Origin of the sequence: Cupriavidus plantarum, assembly GCF_905397285.1 — a bacterium.
GTDB lineage: Bacteria > Pseudomonadota > Gammaproteobacteria > Burkholderiales > Burkholderiaceae > Cupriavidus > Cupriavidus plantarum.
Map to the genome: position 1 here is coordinate 1,215,724 of NZ_CAJPUX010000002.1, position 25,182 is coordinate 1,240,905.

21 protein-coding genes are annotated in these 25,182 nt (G+C 64.7%); 6 read left to right on the forward strand and 15 right to left on the reverse strand.

The window, feature by feature from the left end; genetic code table 11:
* Positions 1-25: 25 nt before the first annotated feature.
* Positions 26-910 (forward strand): LysR family transcriptional regulator, encoded by an 885-nt coding sequence (locus tag KHP16_RS14175; RefSeq protein WP_211960464.1) that lies wholly within the window; start codon positions 26-28, stop codon positions 908-910.
* A gap of 34 nt (positions 911-944) precedes the next feature.
* Here the strand turns inward: KHP16_RS14175 and KHP16_RS14180 are convergent, their stop codons facing one another.
* The 4 genes from KHP16_RS14180 to KHP16_RS14195 form a co-directional block, all read right to left on the reverse strand.
* On the reverse strand, positions 945-1,907 hold the full coding sequence (locus tag KHP16_RS14180; RefSeq protein WP_244835799.1) for a bifunctional helix-turn-helix transcriptional regulator/GNAT family N-acetyltransferase: 963 nt from the start codon (positions 1,905-1,907) through the stop codon (positions 945-947).
* A gap of 169 nt (positions 1,908-2,076) precedes the next feature.
* On the reverse strand, positions 2,077-2,586 hold the full coding sequence (locus tag KHP16_RS14185) for a RidA family protein (protein ID WP_211960466.1): 510 nt from the start codon (positions 2,584-2,586) through the stop codon (positions 2,077-2,079).
* An 87-nt stretch (positions 2,587-2,673) separates the two neighbouring features.
* On the reverse strand, positions 2,674-3,135 hold the full coding sequence (locus KHP16_RS14190) for a MarR family winged helix-turn-helix transcriptional regulator (protein ID WP_211960467.1): 462 nt from the start codon (positions 3,133-3,135) through the stop codon (positions 2,674-2,676).
* 25 nt (positions 3,136-3,160) lie between these two features.
* Entirely contained in the window at positions 3,161-3,874 is a 714-nt protein-coding gene (locus KHP16_RS14195) for an SDR family oxidoreductase (protein WP_121492600.1), read from the reverse strand.
* Between the two features lie 156 nt (positions 3,875-4,030).
* Between KHP16_RS14195 and KHP16_RS14200 the strand changes: the two genes are divergently transcribed.
* Positions 4,031-5,041: a chromate resistance protein ChrB domain-containing protein gene (locus tag KHP16_RS14200; RefSeq protein ID WP_211960469.1), complete on the forward strand. Its 1,011-nt coding sequence runs from the start codon at positions 4,031-4,033 to the stop codon at positions 5,039-5,041.
* Positions 5,038-6,195 (forward strand): chromate transporter, encoded by a 1,158-nt coding sequence (locus KHP16_RS14205; RefSeq protein WP_211960470.1) that lies wholly within the window; start codon positions 5,038-5,040, stop codon positions 6,193-6,195. Before KHP16_RS14200 ends, KHP16_RS14205 begins: the two co-directional genes overlap by 4 nt.
* 185 nt (positions 6,196-6,380) lie before the next feature.
* Here the strand turns inward: KHP16_RS14205 and KHP16_RS14210 are convergent, their stop codons facing one another.
* The 5 genes from KHP16_RS14210 to KHP16_RS14230 all read right to left on the reverse strand — a co-directional run bounded on the left by KHP16_RS14210 (position 6,381) and on the right by KHP16_RS14230 (position 12,187).
* Positions 6,381-7,079, reverse strand: coding sequence for a DUF4397 domain-containing protein (locus tag KHP16_RS14210; RefSeq protein WP_211960472.1), 699 nt, complete (start codon positions 7,077-7,079; stop codon positions 6,381-6,383).
* Positions 7,080-7,188: 109 nt separating this feature from the next.
* Positions 7,189-8,664, reverse strand: a complete 1,476-nt coding sequence (locus KHP16_RS14215; RefSeq protein WP_211960473.1) for a M20 family metallopeptidase — start codon at positions 8,662-8,664, stop codon at positions 7,189-7,191.
* Positions 8,665-8,710: 46 nt separating this feature from the next.
* Positions 8,711-9,874: a porin gene (locus tag KHP16_RS14220; RefSeq protein WP_211960474.1), complete on the reverse strand. Its 1,164-nt coding sequence runs from the start codon at positions 9,872-9,874 to the stop codon at positions 8,711-8,713.
* Positions 9,875-9,984: 110 nt separating this feature from the next.
* Positions 9,985-10,893 (reverse strand): LysR family transcriptional regulator, encoded by a 909-nt coding sequence (locus KHP16_RS14225; RefSeq protein ID WP_109584252.1) that lies wholly within the window; start codon positions 10,891-10,893, stop codon positions 9,985-9,987.
* Position 10,894: 1 nt separating this feature from the next.
* On the reverse strand, positions 10,895-12,187 hold the full coding sequence (locus KHP16_RS14230; protein WP_211960475.1) for an MFS transporter: 1,293 nt from the start codon (positions 12,185-12,187) through the stop codon (positions 10,895-10,897).
* Positions 12,188-12,600: 413 nt separating this feature from the next.
* Between KHP16_RS14230 and KHP16_RS14235 the strand changes: the two genes are divergently transcribed.
* Complete coding sequence (locus tag KHP16_RS14235; protein WP_244835800.1) at positions 12,601-14,559, forward strand: phosphatase PAP2 family protein; 1,959 nt, start codon at positions 12,601-12,603, stop codon at positions 14,557-14,559.
* Between the two features lie 94 nt (positions 14,560-14,653).
* Here KHP16_RS14235 and KHP16_RS14240 read toward each other — a convergent pair whose 3' ends face one another.
* From KHP16_RS14240 to KHP16_RS14255, 4 genes are all read right to left on the reverse strand, one after another.
* On the reverse strand, positions 14,654-15,124 hold the full coding sequence (locus KHP16_RS14240; RefSeq protein ID WP_211960476.1) for a CBS domain-containing protein: 471 nt from the start codon (positions 15,122-15,124) through the stop codon (positions 14,654-14,656).
* A 17-nt stretch (positions 15,125-15,141) separates the two neighbouring features.
* Positions 15,142-16,593, reverse strand: a complete 1,452-nt coding sequence (locus tag KHP16_RS14245) for a GGDEF domain-containing protein (protein WP_244835801.1) — start codon at positions 16,591-16,593, stop codon at positions 15,142-15,144.
* 247 nt (positions 16,594-16,840) lie between these two features.
* On the reverse strand, positions 16,841-17,416 hold the full coding sequence (locus KHP16_RS14250; protein WP_244835802.1) for a hypothetical protein: 576 nt from the start codon (positions 17,414-17,416) through the stop codon (positions 16,841-16,843).
* Positions 17,417-17,449: 33 nt separating this feature from the next.
* On the reverse strand, positions 17,450-18,604 hold the full coding sequence (locus KHP16_RS14255) for a zinc-dependent alcohol dehydrogenase (protein ID WP_115954721.1): 1,155 nt from the start codon (positions 18,602-18,604) through the stop codon (positions 17,450-17,452).
* Between the two features lie 267 nt (positions 18,605-18,871).
* Here KHP16_RS14255 and KHP16_RS14260 point away from each other — a divergent pair, with 267 nt between their 5' ends.
* Positions 18,872-20,017 (forward strand): acyltransferase family protein, encoded by a 1,146-nt coding sequence (locus KHP16_RS14260; RefSeq protein WP_211960478.1) that lies wholly within the window; start codon positions 18,872-18,874, stop codon positions 20,015-20,017.
* Here KHP16_RS14260 and KHP16_RS14265 read toward each other — a convergent pair.
* Positions 19,978-23,211 carry a hypothetical protein gene (locus KHP16_RS14265; protein ID WP_211960479.1) on the reverse strand — a complete coding sequence of 1,078 codons (3,234 nt, stop codon included), beginning with the start codon at positions 23,209-23,211 and terminating at the stop codon, positions 19,978-19,980. The two genes, KHP16_RS14260 and KHP16_RS14265, sit on opposite strands and share 40 nt — an antisense overlap.
* Before the next feature lie 132 nt (positions 23,212-23,343).
* Complete coding sequence (locus KHP16_RS14270) at positions 23,344-24,162, reverse strand: molybdate ABC transporter substrate-binding protein (RefSeq protein ID WP_211960480.1); 819 nt, start codon at positions 24,160-24,162, stop codon at positions 23,344-23,346.
* Positions 24,163-24,244: 82 nt separating this feature from the next.
* Here KHP16_RS14270 and KHP16_RS14275 point away from each other — a divergent pair, with 82 nt between their 5' ends.
* Positions 24,245-25,168, forward strand: a complete 924-nt coding sequence (locus tag KHP16_RS14275; protein WP_179594353.1) for a LysR family transcriptional regulator — start codon at positions 24,245-24,247, stop codon at positions 25,166-25,168.
* Positions 25,169-25,182: the final 14 nt, after the last annotated feature.

Sequence of the window (25,182 nt, forward strand, 5' to 3'; positions counted from 1 at the left end):
TCGTATATCCGTTATAGATTTTTGTATGGCTACCGAACCTAGCTGGGAACTCTATCGCTCATATCTGAGCGTGCTGCAGGAGGGTTCGCTTTCGGGTGCCGCGCGCGCGCTGGGGCTCGCGCAACCGACGGTGGGCCGCCATGTCGAAGCACTGGAAACGTCCCTCGGGCTCAATCTTTTCACGCGCTCCCAGACAGGACTGCTGCCCACGCCGGCCGCTCTGGAACTCAAGCCCTACGCCGAGGCCATGCACAGTTCTGCAGCCGCCCTGATGCGCGCCGCCGAAAGTCAGGGCGACGTCAGGGGGACCGTGCGCATCAGCGCGAGCGAGATGATCGGCGCGGAGGTGTTGCCACCGATCGTGGCGGAACTGCAGGCTGCGCACCGGGGCCTCAAGGTCGAACTTGCGTTGACGAACCGCGTCGAGGATCTGTTGCTGCGCGAAGCCGACATTGCCGTTCGCATGGTGCGACCGAGTCAGGACGCCTTGCTGGCCCGGCGCATTGGCGTCGTCGAACTGGGCCTGTATGCCCACCGGGAGTATTTGCGCAAACGCGGAACACCGGAAAAAACCGCCGACCTGGCAAAGCATGCATTGATCGGCTTCGACGAGGAGACGCCCTTCCTGCGAGCCGGGAGCAAGTCGCTGCCCGGCTGGCGTCGCGACGCCTTTGCGATGCGCACGGACAGCGACCTTGCGCAATTCGCACTGATCCGCGCGGGGGCGGGCATCGGCGTTTGCCAGGTGGCACTGGCCCGGCGCTATCCGGACCTCGTGCGGGTCATGGGCGACGATTTTATGTTTCCGCTCGAGATGTGGGTCGCGATGCATGAAGACCTGCGTCACAGCGCGCGTTGCAAGGTTCCATTCGATGCCCTGTGCGTGGGTCTGGAGCACCACGTGGCATAAGCGCTGTCCGCGCAAGGGGGCGTGAAAAGCGCTATCAAGGACGACGCCTGACGAAGCGCTGCTCCCATACCTCCTTGCCCCACTGCGTGCCTGGCTTCTCCTCCGCAAGAGCGAAGCCTCGTGTCTCGTAGAGATGACGTGCCGCACGCAATCCGGCGAATGTCCAGAGATGCGTTTCCTGGAACCCTCTTTCGTCAACGAACGCTAACGCGGCATCCAGAAGCGTCTTCCCGATGCCCGCGCCACGCACACCGTCATCGATGATGAACCAGCGCAGGTGCGCCACGTCGTCTCCCATGTCCTCGCCATCGATCGCTATCGAGCCGACGACCTGCCCGTCCTGTCTCGCGGTCCAGATGGCGTTGCGCGGATTCTCCAGGCGGTTGCAGAACTCCGCGAGACCGCCCGCGACGACGGACTCGAAACGCTGACCGAAGCCCGATTCGCGCGCGTAGTAGCGCGCGTGCATTTCGGCGATGCGCCCCATGATGCCGGGGCAGTAACCTCGGACGACATGGATCGGCGAACCGCCGTGGGATGTCTCAGCACCAGCAAGCGCACGCGCGTAAAGTCGCATCCCATGCAAGGCGGCACGCGTCTCGCCGGGCGCGAGGCGCTTGAGGGCTTCGGCGACCTGCGATCGTGCAAAGGCATGGATCCCCTCCACACGATGCCTGCCTGCATCGGTGAGAGAAAGACGCTTCACCCGGCCATCGCTCTCCTCCGCCACATCGCCGGCTTCGATCAGCCGCCGCAGCATCCGGCTGACGCTCGATTTCTCGAGCCGTAGCAGCGGACCGAGATCTCGGGCCGTGACACCGCCCTTCTCGATCTCGATGAGTGCATGCACGGCCGAGGGAGAAAGATCCGTGCCGGCAAAATCGCCGCCCATGAACCCGAGCTCACGCACCATTTGCCGCGAGACGTCGCGTAATTGCTCAACGAGCGTTGGCTCGACGCGGGATTGTTCAACCGATGCGGGGTCCGGGCTCATCATCGTCCTCCATGGCGTAGCGTCACCAAAGTTGTATCCTACAACCTTAGAGTTGTATTCTGCAACAGTGATGCGTCGCGGCGGTGACCTGGGCTCGTTACTTCACATGCAGGATCGCAATGCCTTCCGAGATGGTGGCTGCGCTCGCGCCGAGGCGACCGGTGCCAGTCACCTACGACGCCACCTTGAAGATAAAGTCCACCTCTACCGAAGCGCCCTTCGGCAACTGCAGCACGCCGATGGACGAACGCGTGTGGATGCCGACGTCGCCGAGCACCGAATACAAGACGTCGGATGCCCCGTCCGCGACTTCGCTTTGCATCGTGAAGTCTGGCGCGCTACGAATGAACACGTTGATGCGCGGCACCGCCTGAATCGCATCTAGCGTGCCGCGGGCTTTTTTGATGAGCGCAAGCGCCCGGAGCGTCGAGATGCCTGCCGCGCGCCGCGCCTCTTCGAGCGAGATGGATTCGCCCACGACACCGATGAAACGTACTTCATCTCCGACGCGCGGGATCTGTCCGGCGATATAGGCGAGGTTCCCATCGATCAGGACCGGCGTGTACTTTCCACCGATCTTGATCTCTTCATTCGGATCGAATCCAAACTCCGCCGCGATACGTTGCAGCTTCTGGTCTCTTGTCTGGTCGCTTGTCTCGTCGCTTGTCTGGTCGCTTGTCATCGGCACCTTCACGCACGCTGTCGGAAAAACGTAGAGCGTAATCCATTGCTGCGGGTTTGTCCGACACGAAGGCGAACGCGCGACGGATCAGTCCTCCGCCCCCTGTTCCCCGACATTGCCTACGACAACAGCCTTCAGCCCGTCACGCAATGCCGTCGCCTGGGCCGCGCCGTTCAATTGCTCGAACTCCCGTTGCGCATTCCGCCAGAGCGGAGCGGCCTTGTCATGCAGCCGCTGCCCTTCTTTCGTGAGCGCGATCAGCCGGCTTCGGCCGTCCGTTGGCGACGGCGTGATCGTCACGTAGCCATCGCGTTCGAGGAAGCCGACCATCTTTCCCATCGCCGTGCGTTCGATGTCGAGCCGCTCGGCCAGCGCGTTGATCGGCGCACTGCCTACCTCGTTCAGTACCGCGAGCGTCATGAACTGGGTAATGCGCAGTCCCGCCGGTTCGAGGTGGCTGTCGTAGAGGCGCGAGATCTGTCGGCTAGCCTTCCTCGCGGCAAAGCAATTGCACGCGTCGATGCCAAGCGGCTCGTTCAACGGCGACATCTCGATTTCCCTCCTCTTTCGGTTGCTACACGCCCTCTGGCGGCTCGATATAGCCCGGCACTTCGGCCGCGAGGGTGCTCTTCAGCACGGCCGTTCCCTTGTCGGCCATGACTTCGTTCTTGCCAGCGGCGAGCGCGTCATAGGTCTGCCGTACGACATCGTCCGGACTGGATTTCGGTACATCGATGCCCTTCGTCAAGTCGGTGTCGACGAAGCCGACGTGCAGGCCGAGGACGTGGATGTTACGCGCTTTCAGATGGAAGCGAAGCTGATTCGTGAAGCTCCACGCCGCAGCCTTCGACGCGGCATAGGGCGTCAGAATGGGGCGCGGCAGCCAGACGATGTCCGACAGGACGTTGATGATCGCCGCCTGCGGCTTGTCTGTCAGTACCGCTTCGAAGGCCTGCGAGACGCGCACCACGCCGTAGTAGTTGGTCTCGAACATCTGCTTCGACTGGGCTTCGGCATCGCCCGCGAGCGGCCCTTCGATCAGGGCGGCGATACCAGCGTTGTTGATCAGCAGCGTCGTGTCCGCGGCAATTTTCGCGGCAGCCGCGATCGAGGCTTTATCGGTGACGTCGATCTTCACCGGCACGATGCCCGGTTCCTTGAATCCATCGGTATTGCGCATGCCCGCGTACACCTTCGCCGCACCGCGACGAACAGCCTCGCGTGCGAACGCCAGGCCTAGGCCGCGGCTGGCGCCGGTGATGAAGACAGTTGCGTTTTTCACGTCCATGACAAGCTCCTGGGTTTCGTATAAGAGCATATGCTCTCTTCGGACGCAGAATAGGAGCATATGCACGTAGTGTCAAGGATGAAGCCGCGGCAATAGGGAGCATGTAGAGATCTCTACACCATTGAAGAAGCCTATGCACCCCGCTAATCTGGCGGGATGAACCTGTCCCCGCCCTCACCCGAAACCGCCTGGCTCCTGCTTGTCGTGAGCCTACCGACTTCGGCCTCCGCGGCCCGCATGCGCTTATGGCGCGGGATCAAGGCGCTTGGCGCGGCGGCGCTTCGGGACGGGGCGTACCTCCTGCCCGATCTGCCCGGACAGCGGGCCGCGCTGGAGGCATTGGCCGCCGACGCGGCTGGCGCGACCGACAATGACGGCAAGTACGGGAACGTGTGGGTGCTATCGGTTCACGCGACCGGCGCGCTACAACACGCGGAATATCGGGCGTTGTTTGCCCGGAGCAGCGAATACGCGGCGTGGATGGCCGAGGTCTCCGCCACCCGCGCGACGCTCTCGACGCTGGACGAGGCTGCGTTGCTGCGCGCCGCACGCCGGCACGGCCGCGCCTTCGAGGCGGTTCGAAAGATCGATTTCTTTCCTGACGAGGCGTCCGCCCGTGCCGAAACGCAGTGGCGCGACTTCAACGCGGCGGTGGACATCCTGCTTTCGCCGGGCGAGCCGCGCGCCGCGGCGGGCAACATTCCACGGCGGGATCCGACCCAGTATCAGGCGCGTCAATGGGCAACGCGCCGCCATTTATGGGTGGACCGGGTGGCCTGCGCCTGGCTGATCCGCCGCTTCATCGACCCTCACGCCGCGTTCCTGTGGCTCGACGATGTCCGTCAGTGCCCCGACTTCGCACTCGGGTTCGACTTCGATGGCGCGACGTTCACGCATGTCGGCGACCGCGTGTCGTTCGAGGTGTTGCTCGCCAGCTTCGGGCTGGAAGAGGACAAAGGGCTCGCGCGTATCGGCCAGATGGTCCACGTGCTGGATATCGGCGGGACGCCCGTCGCGGAAGCGAGCGGCTTCGAGGCGGTGCTTGCGGGCGCGCGGGAGCGGCTACCGAGCGATGACGCCTTGCTCGAGGAAGCCAGTCGCGTCCTCGATTCGCTCTATACGCACTTCTCCGGCGCACGCAAGCGCGCAACCCAGCCACCCGTATGAAGCCCACCTATACACTCCGCCAGCTGGTCGTCTATTTCCTGCGACTCGGCACGTTCGGCTTCGGCGGCCCCGTGGCCCTCGCCGGCTATATGCATCGGGACCTGGTCGAATCACGACAGTGGATCACCGATGCGGACTACAAGGAGGGCCTCGCCCTCGCGCAGCTCGCGCCGGGGCCGCTGGCCGCGCAGCTCGCGATTTATCTGGGATATGTCCATTACCGCATCGCCGGCGCGACCCTTGTTGGCATCGCTTTCGTATTGCCTTCCTTCCTGATGGTGCTGGCGCTCGGCTGGGCATACGTCCGATTTGGTGGCCTGACGTGGATGCAGTCGGTCTTCTACGGCGTAGGCGCCGCGGTGATCGGCATCATCGCCATCAGCGCCCACAAGCTGACCAAAAAGAGCGTGGGCAAGGACAAGCTGCTGTGGTTCATCTATCTGGTGCTCCTGGCCGTGACAGTCGTCACCGAATCGGAGGAGGCATGGCTGTTTCTGGCGGCGGGCGTGCTCGTCTGGTTTCGGCGCGCCCCGCCGAAATGGCTGCAACAGGGCAAGCTGAATGCGTTGGCCGGCGCCCCGCTGCCCGCGGCGGGCGGCTGGATGAGTACGCTCGACTGGCCGCTTCTGTCGCAGTTGGGCGTGTTCTTCGCCAAGGCCGGCGCATTCGTGTTCGGATCGGGGCTGGCGATCGTGCCGTTCCTGTATGGCGGGGTGGTGACGGAGCACCACTGGCTGAACGACAAGCAGTTCGTGGACGCCGTGGCGGTCGCGATGATCACCCCGGGCCCCGTTGTCATTACCGTCGGTTTTATCGGCTACCTCGTGGCGGGACTGCCGGGCGCATGCGTCGCGGCGGGTGCCACCTTCCTGCCGTGCTACTTGTTCACCATTGTGCCGGCGCCGTACTTCAAGAAATACGGCAGATTGCCAGCGATCCTGGCGTTCGTGGATGGCGTCACGGCGGCCGCCATCGGCGCCATCAGCGGTGCGGTGATCGTGTTGGCCAAGCGTTCGATCGTTGACCTGCCAACCGCGTTGATCGCGCTCGTCACCGTTGCGTTGCTGCTGAAGTTCAGGAAGCTGACCGAGCCCACGATCGTGGCTGGCGCGGCACTGATCGGCCTGATCGCCTATCCGCTCCTGCATCGGTAAGGACGACGGCGCTACGGCACAAAAGAAGACGCTCGGCCCCTGGGGGACGAGCGTCGAGTGAGTACTGCTGTTCCCCCAAGCTGGCGCACATGAGGGACCTCAATTTTATGAGCATGCACGCGCGCGCGGGCAGCTAGCGGTATGTACGTAATGCGGTCCTTTCGACCACTCAAGTGAGGGTGCCTTCAGCCGTCCGAAAGCACCTTCAACGCAAGCGGATTCGTGGCGGCCGTCTTCACCGAACCGATGGCGACGACGCTGTAATTGGTGCCGGCATTGATCGTCAGATTGGCTTGAATCGCGGTGGTGGACGTGCCAGCCAGATTCACTTGAACGAGATAGCTCCCCGCGCTCAGGTTCAGGTAGTCGCTGATGGCGGCGAACGGCACGTTCGCGAGCACCTTCTGACCGTTGACGAGAACATCCACGGCGCCGGCATCGGGCGCGGCATGTACCACCCGAACACTCGCCTGACCCGCCGGTGGCGGGGTCGTCCGGTCCGTCGCCAGCAGCAGTTGAATGCTGGCCACGAAGTTGGCCGCAATCGCCGTGTAGGTTGCGCCGCCATTCAACGTCGGCGATACATCGATGACCGTCTTGCTCGTGCCGGCCGCATTCACCGTGATGCGGTGAGACCCGGCCGGGACATTCAGGTAATTGGAAACGGCTGGATACGGCACATCGGCGAGCACTTTGCTGCCATCGACAAATACATCGACATTCGGCGCATCGGGGGATGCATGAAGCACCCGCAGCCGCGCGTTCGACGGGCCATCGTCGTCACCGCCGCACGCGCTCAGCACCACCGCGGAAACCATCGCCAGGACAAGACTCAACAGGATTCGCATAGTCACCTCCGTATCCGTATCGGCATTACCGGTCACTCACCAGCGAAGCCAGCCCGCCTCGAGGGTGCTTCGCTACTGATTGGTAGCAATCTATACGACGGAGTAGCGAAGGGCAAGGAATCTGCGGAGTCAGTCCAGCGCGATCTCAGGCCGCGGCCTGCCCCAGCGGGGGCATGACGTCTGCCGGGATGGGACACACGTAAGGCTTGCCGCCCAGACGCTGGTCCAGTTCCTGCCGTGCGGCGGCGAGCAAGGCGGGCTTCTGGAAGAGTTCCATGGCTGTGCCCGCCATCGTCTTGGCCGCGAGCAGCATGCCCTTGTGCGCGATGGAGCTTTTGCCTTGTGCCACCCACTGCCATGAGTGTGGCGACGTTCCGAACGCGAAACACGCGGTCATGCACTGGGCGGTCGGTGTGACCCAGCTGACGTCGCCGACGTCCGTGGACGCGTGCATGCGCATCGGCCGCGCGCTGTCCAGGGCTTCCACGCCGTCGTACAAGGGCTTCGGGTCCTTCCACGCGTTCTGCAGCATGCGGCCGGCCATCTCGATTTCTTCGGGACGCGTGGTGCCGTGCATCGATGCGGCGAAGCCGAGCTCGGCCTGCTCATAGGACGGCGCCCCGAAATGCGCGAGTTGCGCGTGCATGGCGCGGTTGAGCACATCGTTCAGCATGATGTTGGAGCACGCGGAATGCATCTGGATCTGCAACTCGCATCCCGTCATCAGCGCGGCGCCGCGCGCGATGTCGCACACGCGGGCGTAGACCTCCGATGCGTCGGCGTTGCGCGGCGCGCGGATCATGTAGAGCGCTTCCGCCCGGGGCTGCACGACATTCGGCGCGACGCCGCCAGCGTCCGTGATCGCGTAATGGACGCGCGCGTCCGGAATCATGTGTTCACGCAGGAAATTGGTGCCCACGTTCATCAGCTCTAGCGCATCGAGCGCGCTCCGCCCGAGGTGCGGTGAGGCGCCGGCATGCGCCGATATCCCCGTGAAGCGGAAGTACGCCTGCACGACGGCGAGCGATTCGAGGTTCATGATGCCGTTGAACACGCCCGGGTGCCACGTCAGCGCGGCGCCCAGATCGTCGAACAGGCCTGCCCGCGCCATATACGTCTTGCCCCAGCCGCCTTCCTCGGCTGGGCACCCATAGAATCGCACCCGCCCCTGCAGCCCGGCGTCGTCCAGCATCTGCTTGACGGCGACGGCCGCGAGGTGTGCGCTCGTGCCCAGCAGATGGTGGCCACAGCCATGTCCATTGCCATTGGCGATTTCCGAAGACGGCTGGCAGCTCAGCGCCAGGCTTTCCTGACTGAGGCCGGACAGCGCGTCGAACTCGCCCAGAATCCCGATCACAGGGCCGCCCTCGCCCGCTTCCGCGACAAACGCTGTGGGGATGCCGGCCACGCCCTCGCGCACGGCGAAGCCTGCCTCTTTCAGGTAATCGATATGCAGACGCGCCGAATCGCGCTCCTGATAGCCGAGTTCCGCATACCGCCAGATCTCGTCGGACAGTTTCGCGTAACGCTGTCCGTGTTCGTCGACGAAGCTGCCGATTTTTGGGCCGATGTTTGAGCCGATGTTTGAGCCGATGTTTGGGCCGATGTTCGCTGCGTGCATTGGGTGAATTCCTTGTGTCGTTGCAGGGGAAAAGGCGGGAATGCTTTCAGAAGTGGTGGGTGATGCCGACCGTCACGCTGGTCACCGTGCGGCCCGGCGCGCCGATGAACGCGCCGCTGTCGTAGTTGTAGGTAAGGCTCGCTTCGGGCCCATTGCGCATCAGGCCGGCGCGACCGTAAAAGGCGGTCCGCTTCGACAGGAAATGGTCGATGCCCACGGTGCTGCCGTAGCTGTAGTTGCCGTCACGCGACGTGCGCCGATAGCCGAGCGACATGCGCAGCAGGTTGTTGCGCCAGATCTTTTGCAGTCCCAGCAGATAGAGGTTCGAGATATCGCTGCCGTCGTGCTTCGGGACAATGCGGATGTAGGCCGCCTGGCCGATCAGCGGGCCGAAGTCATACATCGCGCTGGCCAGATAGGTATCGGTACGCTGGGACGCCGCTTCGATGGCGTTACCGTTGCAGCTTCCCTTGACACTCGGATCGCACCAGCTCTGGCCGAATGCCATCGTTGCCGCAAAGCGGTCGCCGTAGTAGGACCCCATGGCGGTCCGCGCCAACACCGCGGGGCCGACGGTTTGATCCGACTTGAACGAGTAACTGACGTCGCCTGCAAACGGACCGAACCGCGGTGACGCGTAGCGGATGGTCTTGTTCAACCGTGCGAGGGCATCGCCGCTTGCACCCATGCCGAGGTCGGCGACGCCGCCGAGGTATGAATAGACCGATTCGTGCGCGGTCGCGAGGAACGGATCGGCATAGAGCGCCGCCGCGCCCAGTGACGTGTACTGGCGGCCCAGCATCAGCTGCCCGAATTGCCGGTGATGCAGGCCGATATACGAGGCACGGTTGAACAGCGTGCTGCTGTCCTGCAACGACCCCGAGTCCGACAGGAAGCCGTTCTCGATGCGGAAGAACGCCGTCCACCCCGCGCCAAGCGCCTCTTGCCCGTAGATGCCGAACTTGGACGTGTACGCCCCTCCGCTCTCCAGGCGGGCCACGCCCTTGCTGCCGGAGCGTGTGTAGTTGAAGCCGATATCCAGGGTGCCGTACAGGGACAGCAGCGATTGCTGCGGCGCCACGCCGATGGATCGCGGGCCCAGGCCCACTGCCAGATAGGAAACCAGCTGTTCGTACTGGGTCGGCGCCGCGTTGGCGGACCCCATAGCGCTGACGAGTACCGCGACACCTGCAAGAGATTTCCTGAACATTGATGCGCTCTGAAGAATGCGTGATGCGTGAATGGGCATGTCGAAAGGCAAAACGGGTCCCCCGGGCACGCCGGCGGCGTGCCTGATGCAAACATCCGGGGAAATACGCGTCAGGCGGCGCGGCGCGACTGTGCGGCGAAGCCCTGTAGCAAGGCGTTGTGTAGCCGTTCCGCGGGGCCCGTCAGAACATGGTGGTTGTGCCGCAGCAGGCAGATTGGCTGGGCAGGCTGAGGTTCGGCGATGTCGAGGAACGCCACGCGTTGGCTGAGGAATTCACTGCGCATCGACTCGCTCGACAGGACCAGCAGCAGATTGGCGCGCCAGCAGAGTTCCATGGCGAGGTGGATCGACGCGCATTCCGTCACGCGCAGCGGCGGCTCCAGACCGTTTTCGGAGAACAACCGGCTGAAGGACGACTGCCGGTCGGGCAGAGGATCGAGCGATATCCAGTCGGCCTGGCGCAGGACACGCAAGGAACGGGCATTGCGCAGCGGGTGCTCGGGCCTGGCGACGATGACGCTCGACAGCCGACTCACCTCGATCGATTGGAAGAATCGATCCGGCGATTGCAGGTGCGACGAGACGGCCATGTCGATAGCGCCCTGACGCAACTGCTCCACCAACTGGTTGGGGCGCATTTCCAGGACGCGCAGCCGAACATCCGGATAGGCCGCGCGGAAGCCATCCAGCGTGTCGATCATCGGCTGCAGCATGGCGGTCAGCGGCGTGGTGCCAATCGTGACCGTGCCACCCGCCCCGTCCTGCATGTCGTCAAGGTCCGTCTTCGCGTGCTGCACGCTCTCCATGATCAGTCGTGCGTGCGCGAGTAGCCGGTGTCCCGCCGGCGTGAGCCGCGTTCCTGTGCTCGACCGTTCCAGCAGCGTGGCGCCGACACTCGACTCCAGCTCCTGCACGGTCTTGCTCAGGGCGGGCTGCGTCACGTGGAGCTGACGGGCCGCTTCGTGGATACTCTGGCATTCGGCGATGGTGATCAACGCGCGCAACTGGTTCAATTTCATCTCAGCGCCCCGTTTCCCGGATGCTCGACAGCGCGAACAACGTCACCACGCCGCACGCCATCATGTAGAGCGCAGGGGCCATCGGGTTGCCCGTGACGCCGATCAGCCAGGTCACCACAGCCTGCGACGAGCCGCCGAAGATCGTGACGCCGATGCTGTAGATCACGGACAGACCGCTGGCACGGACCCCGGCGGGCAGCATTTCCATGATCAGCAGCAGCATGGGCGCCGAACCGATATTGCCGAGCGCGGTCAAGGTGGCCGTCACCGCAAGCACCAGCGGTACGCTCGGATAGGTATTGATCAGCCAGAATGCCGGATAGATCAGCGTCGTCGTGGCGAGCAGCGCCGCCAGCGCGATGGGCTTGCGGCGCACCAGACGGTCGGCGATGCGCCCGGCCAGCAGCGAGGAGACGATCATCGTCGCGCCGGCCACGCAACCAGACAACAGCGACAGCGACGACGGCATGCCCAGCACGCGAATCATGTACGTCGGCATGTAGAACACCACCAGGTACATGGCGACGGTACCCGCCGTGATGGAAAGCACCCCCTGGAGCACGCTCAGGCCGTGCTCGCGGAACAGCGTCCGCAGCGGGCTCGCCTCATAGGCGTGCTCGGGCAACGTCTCGTCGAGGTTGGCCCGGATATACAGCCCCACGGGCGCGATCAGCAGGCCGAGCAGGAACGGCAGGCGCCAGCCCCACGCCTCCAGCGATTCGGCGGGCATCAGGGCATAGAGCGCCGTGCCGGTGGCGGCCCCGAGCAGCGCCGCGGCGCCCTGGCTCGCGGCCTGCCAACTGATGCGATAGCCGCGACGCTGCACGCCGCCTGCTTCCATCAGCATCGATGTGGACGCGCCGATTTCGCCACCCAGCGAGAAGCCCTGCAGCAGCCGCCCCGCCACGATGATGGCGGGCCCCCAGGCGCCCGCCATCGCATAGGTCGGCGCACACGCGATGCACAGCGTTCCCACGACCATCAGGCCGATGGTCAGGGTCATGGCGGCCTTGCGGCCGCTGCGGTCGGCGTAGCTGCCGATCACGAAACTTCCGAGCGGGCGCATCACGAACCCGATGCCGAACGTCGCGACGGCCAGCAGCAGCGACGCATAGGGGCTGGTGGCGGGAAAGAACAACTTGCCGATCATGACGGCAAAGAAGCTGTAGACGGTGAAGTCGTACATTTCCAGCGCATTACCGACCGAACACGCGGCGATCACGCGCGACTGGTTGGACGTGAGGGACGGTGCGCGTGCGAGGGTAGCCGGGGCGCCAAGGGTTGCGTCATTCATGAGAATTGTCGAGAGCAGGTAAATGAACCACTGATACGATCCACCGATGCGAACCGCTGAAACGCATCGCGCGTCCAGCGGACGGGCCACTTCATCTAGCAAGGCGCGTACCGCTGCGTCCTTGGGCACAGTATTCGTGGATTCCACACCCGTGCAAAATCGATAATTCTCATCGCGAAAACCTTTGGTTATCGCGAGCCCGATGCGGGCAAATCGAGCTGTCGCACGCACCATCGTCGTGCCCGGGTCACCAATGGCAGGCAGCAAATCCGGGCCATTCCCACGGACGGGGCATCACAACCGTTCCACACATCCGCGAACATTCACGAACGCGAAACACTCCGTCGCTACATTCGTCCCTTTTTCCATACGCGGATCCTTGTGCCGCGTTCTTGTGAGACTGGGGAACGGATATGTCTTTCCAAAGACGAGCCATCGCGGGCGCTTGCGCGATGTTTCTGGTGAGCGCCTGCGGTGGCGGCGATGACAATGGCAATGCGAGCGCGCCCGCGACGACGCCGTTGGCCGTGCCGGCACCCCCGGCGGATGCCGGGTTCGTGGATAGCGCGCCCGTGCGGGCGTCCGCGGTGCCCTTCGTGGACACGGCCGCGACCAACCAGCGTGGCGATGCGCGTTATGCGACCGTGGATACCAACGCGGGCGTGCGAGTCGTGCGGGGCTTCCTCGATGTCTGGGAGCCGCTGACGCGTCTGGTCGATGCCGGCGCGCCCGCGCCGGCGAACGGCTCGTTCCCTGCCGTCGTGGCATCCACGTGGACCGGCCTGCCGAATGACGGCACCGCCGGCGGCTCGGTGACCAACGCGGTGGCGCACAATGCGAACATCCAGTACGTCATCGACGCCACCACCCGGCGTACGGCCGCGCAGGCGGAGGCCGCCTACTACGATGACCGCCGAGGCAAGAACTACAGCGTGACGGACGGCATGGGTCCGCTGACGGCCGCATGGCGAGCCGCGGCCCTGCAGACCACGACGATCACGAGCATTCCGGCCGATGCCACCACGGTCAAGTACGACGACGGCGGCAACAATACCGGTGTGGCGGGTGCCAGCAACCCGACGTTCGGTGACGTCATCACGATGGTGAACAAGGTCGGCGACAATGCCTCGACCGAGCCGGCCAAACGGTTCTACAAATACGCGCGGCCGTATCGCTGGAGCACCAGCGTGATCCTGGCGCCGACCCTCGTGCCCGCCATCAGCCCGGATCCGACGACCGATGGCGGCTTTATCAGCGGCCATACGGCCGAAGCGCTGCGCAATGCCGTGGTCATGGCCTACCTCGTGCCCGAGCGGTTCCAGGAAATGCTGAGCCGCGGCATGGAGCTGGGCGAGAACCGCATTCTGGCGGGCATGCATTCGCCGATGGACGTCATCGGCGGCCGGATGCTCGGCATTGCCTCCGCTGCCGCCAACCTTAACGCGCCCGCCAATGCGGCGCTCAAGCTATCGGCCTATAACCAGGCGCATACGGCGCTGATGGCGGCGACAGGCACGACGGCGGCAACGTTCCGCGCCTTCGCGCAGTCGGGCAACGCCTCCAACGACCGGTTTGCCGACTACGCGGCGAACAAGGCCAACTTCCTGCGCCGCATGACGTTCGGCCTGCCGAAGATCGCCTCGGCCACGGCGGAGCCAGTCGTGCCCAAGGGGGCCGAGGTCATGCTGGAGACACGCTTCCCGTACCTGAGCGCCGACCAGCGCCGCGTGGTATTGAAGACCACGGAAATCGCTTCGGGCTACCCGGTCATGGACGACGCCGAAGGCTGGGGGCGCCTGAATCTTTTCGCCGCTGGCGATGGCTATGGCGCCTTTAACGGCAACGTGGTGGTCGCGATGGACGCCAGCAAGGGCGGCTTCCATGCCAGCGACGCGTGGCGCAACGATATCGGTGGCGCGGGCAATCTCACGCTGAGCGGCACGGGTACCCTGAAGCTCGGCGGCGCGAACACCTATTCGGGCGGCACGAAGGTGGCGGGCGGCGTGCTCGAGGCCGCATCGTCGAAGGCCTTCGGTACCGGCGACGTGTACCTCGGTGCGGGCTCGGTCGTGATCAACGCGCCGGAGAGCGTCGCGATCGCGGGCAAGTACACGATGCTGGCCAACACCACGCTCGATCTGCGGATTGGGCCGAACGGTCAGGGGCGCATGACGGTCGCGGGCCTGACCACGATTGTTGGCGGCACGCTGCATATCGCGTTTGCCGACGGCTACAAGCCTCGGGCCGGCGACACCATCGCCGTGATGACCGGCAGCAGCATCAAGGGCCAGTTCACCACGGTCGCGGTGGATGGCTACCAGGCGACGCCGATCTACTCTGCTAACGGCGTGCAGATCCGTATCGACGGTTGAGCCACGGAGGGTTGAGCCGCCGAGGGTTGGGCCCGCCCTTCCGCTGGGAGGGCGGCACCGGGCGCATTGCCTCCCTACTCTCCCAGCGCGCGCTTTATCGCTGGACCGGCTCCTCCGGTTCCACGGGCCCTCCCAGCGCCGCCGGTTCAGGATCGGCAGTCTTGTCATCGGCGATGGCGCGCAGGATATCGCGCCAGCTTACGATCCCCACGGGCTCGAACGTGGGCACGACGATGGGAATGCACGAGATGTTGTTGGCGAGGAATAGCGCAATGGCATCCGAGATCGTGGCTTCCGGCGGCAGCGTCAATGGCTGACGCGACATGATCTGATGCACGCGCTTGTTCAGCGTGGCGAGATCCCGGGCATTCTCGACATTGCTGCCGATGAATGGGCTCATGGCGCGCAACAGGTCCCGGTCCGACACCACCCCGCGGAGCTTGCCGTCCTCCACCACCAGCAGGTGGTGGAAGTTCGCCTGATCGAAAATTTCCTTGACGGTCGTCAGCGTGTCGTCGAATCCGACCGTGGCGAGGCGCCGGGACATGATGCTCTCTACGTTCACTTCTTGCTCCATACACGTTAGGCGGCCGATTTCATGTCCGCGATGCAGGCGTCTTCGCAGCGCACGCTGCGCCAGATGACGCGGTTTCGGCCTTCTCTCTTGGCCTGATAGAGGGCGTCGTCCGCGGATCGGGTCAGGTTGTCGATGGAGCCGGACGAGGACCCGCGCGTGGTGGCGCCCCCTATGCTGACGGTGAACGGCGGGAGCGCCGAAGCGCGATGATGCTCCACGTCATGGCGGATGGCTTCCGCGATGCGCAACCCGTCGGATGCGCCGGTGTCCGGGAGGACCACCACGAACTCCTCTCCCCCATAGCGGGCGGCCAGGCCATTGTGTTGTCTGGCATGGCGCAGGAGGTGGGACGCGAGCAGCCTGAGAGCGTCGTCCCCGGTCGCGTGGCCGAACCGGTCGTTGTAGTCTTTGAAGTTGTCCGCATCGACAAAAATCACCGACAGATACCCGTCGTCACGCTGCAGTCGCGCCCATTCGCTTTCCAGCGCGGTCGACAGTGCCCGGCGATTCCTGAGGCCCGTGAGGGAATCCGTCTGCGTGAGTTCCATCAGGTGGTCCTGCGCCCGAACACGGTCTCTGAGCGCGAACGAGAGCAACCAGACCACGGTGCAGAAGGCCACGCTGATGGCGAATGACGCGCTGCCGACGCCCCAGCAAAGCCGCGCCCAGGACGCCAGTGCCTCCTCCTTGGCGGGCGCCACCACCGCGATGAAGGGCGTCCCTGGCACGCGTCGATACGTGTAGAGCCGCACCACGCCGTCGATCGGCGAACGGGCCTCGTAGAAGCCGGATGGCTCGTTGACCATTCGCGGGAATGTCGGCGACTGCCTGAGGTTGGACGCCGGCACGACGGCCGAGGAAGGGTTCCGGGCGATCACGCTCCCGTCGGTACGCACGATCGCCGTCACGCCGCTGCGCCCGACATCGAGCTGGGCAAGGAGCTGGCGGAAGTAATCGACGTCGATCGCCAGGACGGCCACGCCTGCAAAGGCGCCGTCGTCGCGGTCGATTCGCCGGCTCAGGGCGATCGCTTCGACACCGCCGCGCGAACGTGCGCGGTAGGCGGCGGACACGTATAGGCCCACATCGCGCGCGGCTCGATGGATCCGGAAATAGTCCCGATCGCTGAAGTCCCACTTGTGCGTGCTGGAGCAGCAGCCATCGATCAGTTGCCCCCGATCGTCCGTCACCCCCATGCCGGTGACGTACCTCGCCGCCGCCGTCCCATTGAACAGCACTTCATGACGGGTCGTCGGGTCCATGGCCCGGATGCCCGCCCGGGCCAATGCCGCGATCAGCATCTGCAGCGACTGATTCGACGAGTCCATGGTCCGGGCAATGTCGTTGACCAGCACCGCCGCAACGTTTCTCGACGTCTCGTGGGCATGTACCAGCGCGGTGTCGCGGGCGGACCAGAGCGTGAGCACCGAGATGCCGAACGCGACGAGCGTCAGCAAGGTACCGAGGACACCGACGATCACCGGATGGCGACCGACCCAAGGGGCAACTGCCTTAGCGTGAATGCGAGATAACACGATGAAGAGTCAGGACAGCTCGTAACATGCCCGCCAAACAGCCATCCTCCCACGGGAAAAACACCTCCGGCGCATGCACTCGCCATGCGGGAGGATAGCCAACCTTCAAGTTAACGGCGGCGAACGACAAAGATGAAGCCGACGGGGCAAGAAAGCAGACCGGGCCACCCTAGCGGTGCCGGCTTCTGCGGCGGAACAGATAGGCCACGCCCACGACGGCGCCCGCGACCGCGATCTTCATCAGGAAACGCGGGCGATTATATTTCCATTCCGCGGCCCATCCCATCTCCGCGAAGATGTTCGGGATGTGCCCGGTGCTCAGATCGCCAGCGATTCCCTCCACGACGTTGATGCGATCGGCGAACATCAGGAGCAGCCAGTGCCGGACGTCGTTCTCGCTGAGCTGGAAGGCGGCATGGCGTAGCGCGCCGCTGATGCCCGTCGGCGGCGCCGAGGTCCCGAAGATCGGGGTGATTCCCGGGCGCTCGGCGGAATGGTGCACGACGATGCGTCGCGGCTGCGGCACCAGTTCGTCGAGCGGTGGGCCCTCCACCCGAGGCGGCGTGCGCTCGCGCGGATAGCCAGGGCGGTCTTTCGGATCGAGATCCGCGCCCCATCCGAGCACATCGGACAGGTCTCGCGCGTTGTGCACGGGATTGGCCGGTAACACAAAGACCTTGCCGGCATCTTGCGGCGGTGTCGACTCTCGCGCATCAGCGCCCGTGGGTACCAGATCGTCAGCCATTGTCTTGTCTCCGTAGCGGGTTGCGGTGAGCGATCATGCCCGGGCGCGCGGTGGAATGAGGACCGTCTTGATGCATTCGTCAAGCTTCGACGAAAACATGTGATAAGCGTCGGATGCATCCTCCAGCGGTATGCGATGCGTGATGATCGCCTTCGGGTTGAGCCGGCCCGCGCGGATGTGTTCGATCAATCGCGGCACGTAGCGCCTGACGCTCGCCTGGTTCATGCGGAGCGTCAGGCCCTTGTTCAGCGCATTGCCAATGGGCACGGCATTGAACGTGGGGCCGTAGACACCGACGATCGATATCTTGCCGCCCTTGCGCACCGAATTGATGGCCCAGTGAAGCGCGGTGGCAGTCCCCGCCTGCAGTTTCAGAAATCTGCCTGTGAGCCGCTGCACCGCGCTGCCGGCCGCCTCGCAGCCGACGGCATCGATACAGACATCGGCACCCACCCAGTCCGTCATGCGCTTGATATGCACGGCCATGTCGCGCACATACCTGAAGTTGACGACCTCGCATTGCGCGAACTTGCGGACGAAGTCCAGGCGGTAATCGACATGGTCGACCACGATGACCCGGCCGGCACCGAGCAGCCATGCCGACTTGGCCGCGAAGATGCCGACGGGCCCCGCGCCAAACACCACGACGGTCTCGCCTTGCTGGATGTCGCCCATCTCGGCGGCCTGATATCCCGTGGGACAAGCGTCCGTCAGCAGGACGGCATCGTCGGGATCGATGTCGGGCGGGATGACCATCGGGCCCACATCCGCCATGGGGACGCGGACATACTCGGCCTGTCCGCCATCGTATCCGCCGGTGGTATGGGAATAGCCGTAGATGCCGCCCACCGCGGTGGCGCATGGGTTCGTGTTGTGGCAGTTGCTGTACAACTCCTTCTGGCAGAAGTAGCAGCTGCCGCAGAAGATGTTGAACGGCACGAGCACATGGTCGCCAGGCTTGAGCGTGGTGATCGCGGAGCCCACCTCCTCCACCACCCCCGTGAACTCGTGCCCGAAGGTCGTGCCCACGCGGGTGTCGGGGACGAGGCCATGGTAAAGGTGAAGGTCGGACCCGCAGATGCACGCCCGTGTGACACGCACGATCGCGTCATGGGGATGTTCGATCGGCGGCTCCTGCTTGTGGGCCACACGAACGCGATACGGTCCTCGGTAGTTCAACGCTAGCATTACGTCTCCCGTTGCGAGGAGCGCAACAGACGATGGCTCCCCTGCGCCAGCCGGGATTGGCATGGCGAACCCTGATGTTGCTGAAGTCTATGCACCGAGGCCGATACCTGTGCGGGCAGACACTGGTCCTGATAGGGGGCATTCCGCACATCGTCCGGATGGCGCCGTCAGCATATACGGGCCATCGCATTGGATTTAAAACCAGAGCATGCCGTTCGTGGAGGGTCGTGCTGCGGGCGGCGTCGTTATAATCGTCGTTTCGATTGATTGAAACTGCGTGATATGGCGCCCCCGGCCACACTCAAAACGCCCCTCGGCACCATTCAGGCGCTGCGGGGTATCGCGGCTCTGCTCGTTGTGGCAAGCCACGGCGCTTTCGTCCTGGGACCGCTGGATTCCCACCTTTATCTACGGAATTTCCTCGAATCCGGGGCGATTGGGGTAGACCTCTTTTTCATGATCAGCGGTTTCATCATGATCTACTCCACATGGGGAGCGGGGTCTGGCCGGGATGTTCTCGATTTTCTGATCAAACGGTTTTGTCGGATTTGGCCGGCATATCTGGTTTGGACGCTGGTGTGGTTAATGATTCGGGATGGTGGAATATCGGGTGGACCAGCGGTCGATATTGTAAAAAGTATATTCTTCCTGCCGCTTTCGATTATTTCCCCGCCCTTTTATGGATACGCGGCGTTGAATGTCGGATGGACGCTGAACTACGAAATCCAGTTCTATCTGCTGTTCGCCGCCTCGATGCTGTTTGGGAGGGCCCGCTGGTGGATGCTGGCTGGCGCCTTCGCCGTGTTGCTGGTTCTGGTGCCCATGGCCAACGGGGTAGCACCGGCCCTGAACCCCTACCGAGCCGCGATATTCGGCAGCGCCCTCGCCGACATGGCCACGAACCCCATCATCCTGGAGTTCGGCTTCGGCGTCGTGGTCGGATGGCTCTACCTCCGGGAGCACCCTGCGCCGCCATGGAGACTGAGCGCCATGGTCATGGGGATCGTCTCGGCGGTCGTGGTCTGGCAACTCGCCAGCCACGTTAAATTCGGCCACGGCTTCACGGGCTGGGGCATGACACTGGCGCCGCTGTTCGTCGCGGCGGCCCTGTTCGAAAAGGCTCTGCGCCCGCGGATTGCGCGTTGGCTGCTGTGGCTTGGCGAGATTTCGTTCTCGCTATACCTGTCCCACAAGATCGTCTTTTTCCTCTGCGCGCGATTCGCCCCGCGCTTCGAGATGCTGCGCGCACTACCAGGCGGCGTCCTGCTGGCGATCTACGTGACGATCGCGCTGGTCGTGGCTTCGCTATCGACGTCCATCCTCGAGAAACGGGTATCCGAGCGGCTGCGCGCGTGGGCGCTCAACCGCGGTCCTCACTCAGGCCTCTCGCGCAGGGTGAGTTCGGCCCGGTAGGCGCTCAGCTGGTGAGCCGTGGTGACCTCCTGAGCCACCGCCGCGTTGAGCAGATAGTTGACACCCGCCTCGGTGCGCTCGCCGTTGATCTCGTTGACGTAGAGAAACCGGGGACCCCAGCTTTCCTCGTTCCCGACCAGTGTGTCGAGCTCACCGCGCAGTTCGGCGCGGCGTGTGTCGCGCTGATCCGGTGGGAGGGCGTCGGCATAGGCGAACGCTGCCAGCAGCTCGTCTATCCGCGCGCGGGCGTCGGGCTGCATCACGATCCGCTCGGCGAGTACCAGTTGACCGGTCGCGGCGTTGTCCATTGCGCGCTGCAGGTACGCGTCGAGGCGTTCCTCGGGCGTGAGTGCCTCCTTGCCGGCGTCGTCGGCTTCGGTACGTGTCCAGCGCAACCATTCGCCGCGCCGGCTGTCTGCGTACCGCTTGAAGTCGTCTGGCCGCGCGAACTCGGTATCGTAGGCCGTGGTCGACGCCACCTTGCCGTTGTCCATCGAGAAGCGCAGCGTGCCGCCGCGCGACATCGGGAACGTGATGGCGGAAGCGCTGAGCAGGTTGACAGGCGTGAACGCGGCGCTGCCCCGTTTGCTGCCGCCAGGAAAACTCAGGCTCAAGTTGACGGACGCATTGGTGTTCGTATTCGACGTCTGGTTGACCACGCGCGTTTGCAGCGCACCGTTGTCGTCATTCACCGTGCGCCGCGTGAGCCAGTTCACGGTCTGCGTCACGCTCAGACCAGGGCCGCCCCGTGTCGTGTTACTGGTCTTCGGACTCTTGAAGCGTCCCGCGGCGCTGACCGTGAGCGCTGAGCCGATGTTGACGCTGCTGCCGGACACCCGCCCAAGCGACAGATCGGGGGCCTTGGCGTGCGTCGAGGCCAGATTGTCGAGCAACGCCCGGGCGTCTGCTGGCCGCCGGATCTCCGGCGCGCCACCCGGCTCGGCCGGCACCCTCACGCCGTACATCGAATCGAAGGCTTCCAGCAGCGTGGTGCGCCACGACTCGGTATCTGGCGGCGGCCGTAAGCGGGTGCGTATGGCTGCCCCCTCGATGCTTGCGCGCTCGCCCGTCACCCCTAGTAACGTCGCGGAGGCGGACCCGCCAAACCACTTCGTCGGGGACCATGAGAAGACAGCGGAACCCCCTAAGGCGCCGGTCAATCCCCGTTGCGTGGTCATCTCCAGCGCGCCGGCCAACGCGGTGGAACCGGCGTAGACGTCGGCGCCGACACGGCGCGTGGCGCGGAATGCGGGTCCCGCGAGTATCACCGGTGTCTTGCTCCGGTTGGCGACCCAGTTCATGGCGAAGTTGATGCCGAGGTCCCGCCGCTCGTTGCTCCGCACGCCGTACGTCATGCGCGACAGGGCGATAGACCGGCGGACGGCCATGAGGTAATCGTTGGCGCTGGCGTGGGCAGGGAAAATGTCGCCGCGGTTTTGCATGTGTTCGACGTGAGCCAGCCCGGCTTCCATCAGCCTGGCCTCTTCCTCACTCCCCTCCGGCAATGCCTCGGCCGCCCAATTGCGCAGCAGTTCGGGCGTCATCACGATGTTCGCACCGAGCTCCGCCGTGGCGCGCCGGCGCATCGCGGCCACGCTATCCGCATCGAGGTGCAGGATTTCGCCGACCCGGGCCATGACGGGAGAGTCCGCTTTCAGCGAGACCTTGGTGCGGTCGCGCCAGTGACTCTCGCCGATCTGCTTGACCCATTGATCGAGGATGGCGACGCGCACGGTCTTCCGGAAATCGGCTAGCGAGGTGTCCGTGCCGGCCGGATGCCCCGCCATGGATGCCGCGAGGGCGTCGGTTACCCTGCCGACAGCGGCGGCGACGCCGTCGAAGTCGGGCTCGGGTTCGCGCAGAAGCTGCCCACCCGTCCCGCCGCTCAACGCGGCCAGCGGGTTCTTGCCCTTGCCCGTGATGGCGTCGCGGGCCTGCGCCGTTGGACCGGCGGCGGCGCGATCGGCGTATTCGAGCATCTTGAACAGCCGGTCGCCGATTTCTTGGAGCGTGTGTTCGTCATAGATCTGGTTGCGCGCGGCAAGATACGGCAGGGCCAGCTCCGCATGGGCGCCCTGAAGCGCCATGCCCGGATTCTTGCGTAGCATCACGCCGGCCAGCAGGGCCTTCATGGCCAGCGGTTCGTCCGCCAGCCCGCTGTTGACGAGTTCCCGGACCAGTCGGATTTCGTCGGTATTGTCGACGAGGCTGGACGTCTCTTCCATCTCCGCCCTGCGCTGGAAATCGTCGCGCAAATCGCCGTGGAGATCGTCCGTGTACAGCCGCCCGGTCAGCGCGTTGCAGACATGCGCAAGCTCATCGAGCGAGTTCGGTCGCGAGACGTTATGCGGCCAGACGGCAAGCAGGCGCTCGGCGGCCTGATGCGCGGTCATGTCGGCCTGCATCTGAATGGCCGCATGTTCCTCGGACAGCGCCGGCGCCTTCGACGACGATGGCTGACTCGCGCGCAGGCTCTGCAGGATATCGAGGCCAACGCCCGTCGCGCTGAGGCGGCAGGCGGCGGCGAAAGCATCGGCCTGGGCACGCTCGTCTGTGCTCGCGGCGCTGCCGCTGCGAAGCACCGTAAAGGCTTGCCGCGCGCGATTGGCGTCGCCTTCGCAGGCGGCCGCCAGCGCCATGCCGGCAATCGCACCGGCATGGCCATGCAGATGCGTCTGGAGTTCTCTTTGCAAACGACCTCGCGCCTCGGCATTGGACATGGCGGATGGCGTCGGTGTCGGCACATTCGCCGCTCTTCGCGATGCGCGGCGCCCCGGCTTTGCCGTGACAGGCGCATCGGGGAAAAATGGGGTGACGTCGAACACCGTGCCCGGTCCATCCGCGTGCGCGGCGGGATGATTCTCGGTGAGACCCGCCGGGATCGTTGCCAGCGTTTTGCGGCGGTGCCCCACGGTGAGGGGCGGGGCGCTCGCGGTGTCGTCGTGTTGCCGGCCGGTGGGGTCCACCCATGCATGCGCCTCGGTCGGCCTGACCGACGTCCGGCTGTACACGCTGAGCGCCGTGGCCGGACCCGGCCGCGGCTGCAGGACCGCGAGCGCGCCATTGGCTGGCGTCCGGCTAGTGCGCGGCCGTTCATGCGTACCGATCGCCGGCGCCGTGCCAGAAGACGGACCGGGTCGATTCAGGTCCTGCATCGGTACGTGAGTCGTCGAATCGACAGAATTCCTGCCCATGGCATCCCCGCTAAAAGAGAAAAGTCTCTATGACGGGAAAATGATGCGGGTCGAATCGGCTGCCATCGCAGCCAGATACGAAACGTTCGCTCGCGGGCCGAAAGTTAGCCGTCGGCAGGTATCGCCGCCCCCTTACTTTTTCGCCACCGGCACGAGGCCCGTTTCCGCGATGGTCGCCGCGTTGGCGGGCGCCGCCAGGAAGTTGATAAAGGCCTTCGAGGCTGCCGGATGTTTGCTGTGCTTGACCACGGCCGCCGCATAAGGCGTGACACGTTGCAGCTCGTCCGGCAGCTCGCCCACGATGTCGATGCCATGGACGGGCTGGAGTTCGCTGTGCTGCTGGCAGCCGAATGCGGCTTCACCCCGGGCCAGGATCTCGCCGACGGGCGTGGCAGGAATCTGCCGGCCCTTCTTCTTGACCTCCGCTTCGATGCCAAGCCGGGCGAGCATCTCGTGCTGGATGTATTCGCCGCTGGCGCTGTCCGACCATGCGATGGAAGGCGCATCGAGGAAGGCCTGCCGGACCGAGGCAACGGTGCGCAAGTCGGGCTTCGGTTTGCCCTGAGGCACCGCGCAGGCGATGCGGGAGTTGGCCAGCACCACCTTGCTTCCCGGCTCCAGCTGTCCGCTTTCCATCAGCTTGTCGAGCGCGCCGCCCACCATGATCACGACGTCGACGGTCTCCCCTCGTGCGAGGCGCGCGGGGATCGCGTTGGCGGTCTTCCCCATCGAGGGTCCGAACGACGTTTCCACCTTCGTGCCGGTGTTGCCCGCGTTGTACCGCGCCGAGAGGGTCTTGAAGGCTTCGGCGAAGCCGCCGGACGATACCGCCGTGATGGTTTGCGCGTGCACGGCGCTCGACGCGAGCAGGCCAAGCGCGATCGCGGCGACGCCGAGGCACTTCGGCATGGTGCGGAAAGTGGAGAATGCGAGGATCGAGTTGGATGTCATCGTGGACTTGCAGTCAAAAAAACGCCCTATACTCGCCCGACCCACATGGTTTGACAATTGCAATGTTCGGAAGGATCGTTTCATGAAACAGAATGGTCTCGATCTGGATCAGCTGCGGGCTTTTCTGGCGGTCGCCGACAAGGCGAGCTTTCGTCGCGCGGCGGAAGCGTTGTTTCTCTCCGCGCCCGCGCTGAGTCGAAGGGTCGAACTGCTGGAGGAGCGGCTTGGCGCCCGCCTGCTCGAACGCACGTCGCGCACCGTGCGCCTGACCAGCATTGGCGCATCCTTCCGCGAGCGCGCGCAGGCCGCGCTCGACGATCTCGATGCGGCGGCGTTCGATGTCGCGCGCCTCAACGCGCGATTCGCCGGTCGCGTTACCGTGTCATGCATACCGTCGGTCGCTCTGGGCATCGTCCCGGCCGCCATGAAGGCCATCGCGCCGGAATTGCCCAACGTCAGGATTCATGTCCTCGACGAATCGGCCGCGGTGACGGTTGCCAAGGTACGGGATGGGGAAGCCGACTTCGGGATTGCGTTTCTCGCCGAGCCGGCGCAGGGTCTCGTGTTCGATCCTGTCGTCGAGGACCCGTTCGTGCTGGTCGCCCCGAAGTCTCATCGGCTTGCCGCGCGACGACGTGTCAAGCTGGCGTCGCTCGTCGAGGAAACATGGCTGGCGCTCAGCCGGACCAGCGGTAATCGTCTGCTGTTGAACCGGGCGTTGGCGGACCGGGGCATCCAGCTGACGCATGCGCACGAGGCGGCGCACATCTCGTCGCTGCTGGCGATGGTGGACGCTGGACTCGGCCTCGCGCTGCTCCCCAGCCTTGCGGTCGCGCGCAGTTCCTCGACCATCGCTACGGTCAGGCTGTCCGATTTCGCGCTGTCGAGATCGATCGGGATCGTCAGCAACCCATCCCGCCGTCTGCCCCGGCCGGCCACGGTTTTCCGTCAGGCCGTCGAACGCGCGCTGAGAGCTTCCGTGGCGGCCAATATCCGCGTCCAGTAGACGGGTGAAGGCGC

What these genes read in the sequence shown, in the direction of transcription:
- KHP16_RS14175 (WP_211960464.1), top strand. Translation starts at nt 26, where the DNA reads ATGGCTACCGAACCTAGCTGGGAACTCTATCGCTCATATCTGAGCGTG.
- KHP16_RS14180 (WP_244835799.1), bottom strand. Translation starts at nt 1,907, where the DNA reads ATGATGAGCCCGGACCCCGCATCGGTTGAACAATCCCGCGTCGAGCCA.
- KHP16_RS14185 (WP_211960466.1), bottom strand. Translation starts at nt 2,586, where the DNA reads ATGACAAGCGACCAGACAAGCGACGAGACAAGCGACCAGACAAGAGAC.
- KHP16_RS14190 (WP_211960467.1), bottom strand. Translation starts at nt 3,135, where the DNA reads ATGTCGCCGTTGAACGAGCCGCTTGGCATCGACGCGTGCAATTGCTTT.
- KHP16_RS14195 (WP_121492600.1), bottom strand. Translation starts at nt 3,874, where the DNA reads ATGGACGTGAAAAACGCAACTGTCTTCATCACCGGCGCCAGCCGCGGC.
- KHP16_RS14200 (WP_211960469.1), top strand. Translation starts at nt 4,031, where the DNA reads ATGAACCTGTCCCCGCCCTCACCCGAAACCGCCTGGCTCCTGCTTGTC.
- KHP16_RS14205 (WP_211960470.1), top strand. Translation starts at nt 5,038, where the DNA reads ATGAAGCCCACCTATACACTCCGCCAGCTGGTCGTCTATTTCCTGCGA.
- KHP16_RS14215 (WP_211960473.1), bottom strand. Translation starts at nt 8,664, where the DNA reads ATGCACGCAGCGAACATCGGCCCAAACATCGGCTCAAACATCGGCTCA.
- KHP16_RS14220 (WP_211960474.1), bottom strand. Translation starts at nt 9,874, where the DNA reads ATGTTCAGGAAATCTCTTGCAGGTGTCGCGGTACTCGTCAGCGCTATG.
- KHP16_RS14225 (WP_109584252.1), bottom strand. Translation starts at nt 10,893, where the DNA reads ATGAAATTGAACCAGTTGCGCGCGTTGATCACCATCGCCGAATGCCAG.
- KHP16_RS14230 (WP_211960475.1), bottom strand. Translation starts at nt 12,187, where the DNA reads ATGAATGACGCAACCCTTGGCGCCCCGGCTACCCTCGCACGCGCACCG.
- KHP16_RS14235 (WP_244835800.1), top strand. Translation starts at nt 12,601, where the DNA reads ATGTCTTTCCAAAGACGAGCCATCGCGGGCGCTTGCGCGATGTTTCTG.
- KHP16_RS14250 (WP_244835802.1), bottom strand. Translation starts at nt 17,416, where the DNA reads ATGGCTGACGATCTGGTACCCACGGGCGCTGATGCGCGAGAGTCGACA.
- KHP16_RS14255 (WP_115954721.1), bottom strand. Translation starts at nt 18,604, where the DNA reads ATGCTAGCGTTGAACTACCGAGGACCGTATCGCGTTCGTGTGGCCCAC.
- KHP16_RS14265 (WP_211960479.1), bottom strand. Translation starts at nt 23,211, where the DNA reads ATGGGCAGGAATTCTGTCGATTCGACGACTCACGTACCGATGCAGGAC.
- KHP16_RS14270 (WP_211960480.1), bottom strand. Translation starts at nt 24,162, where the DNA reads ATGACATCCAACTCGATCCTCGCATTCTCCACTTTCCGCACCATGCCG.
- KHP16_RS14275 (WP_179594353.1), top strand. Translation starts at nt 24,245, where the DNA reads ATGAAACAGAATGGTCTCGATCTGGATCAGCTGCGGGCTTTTCTGGCG.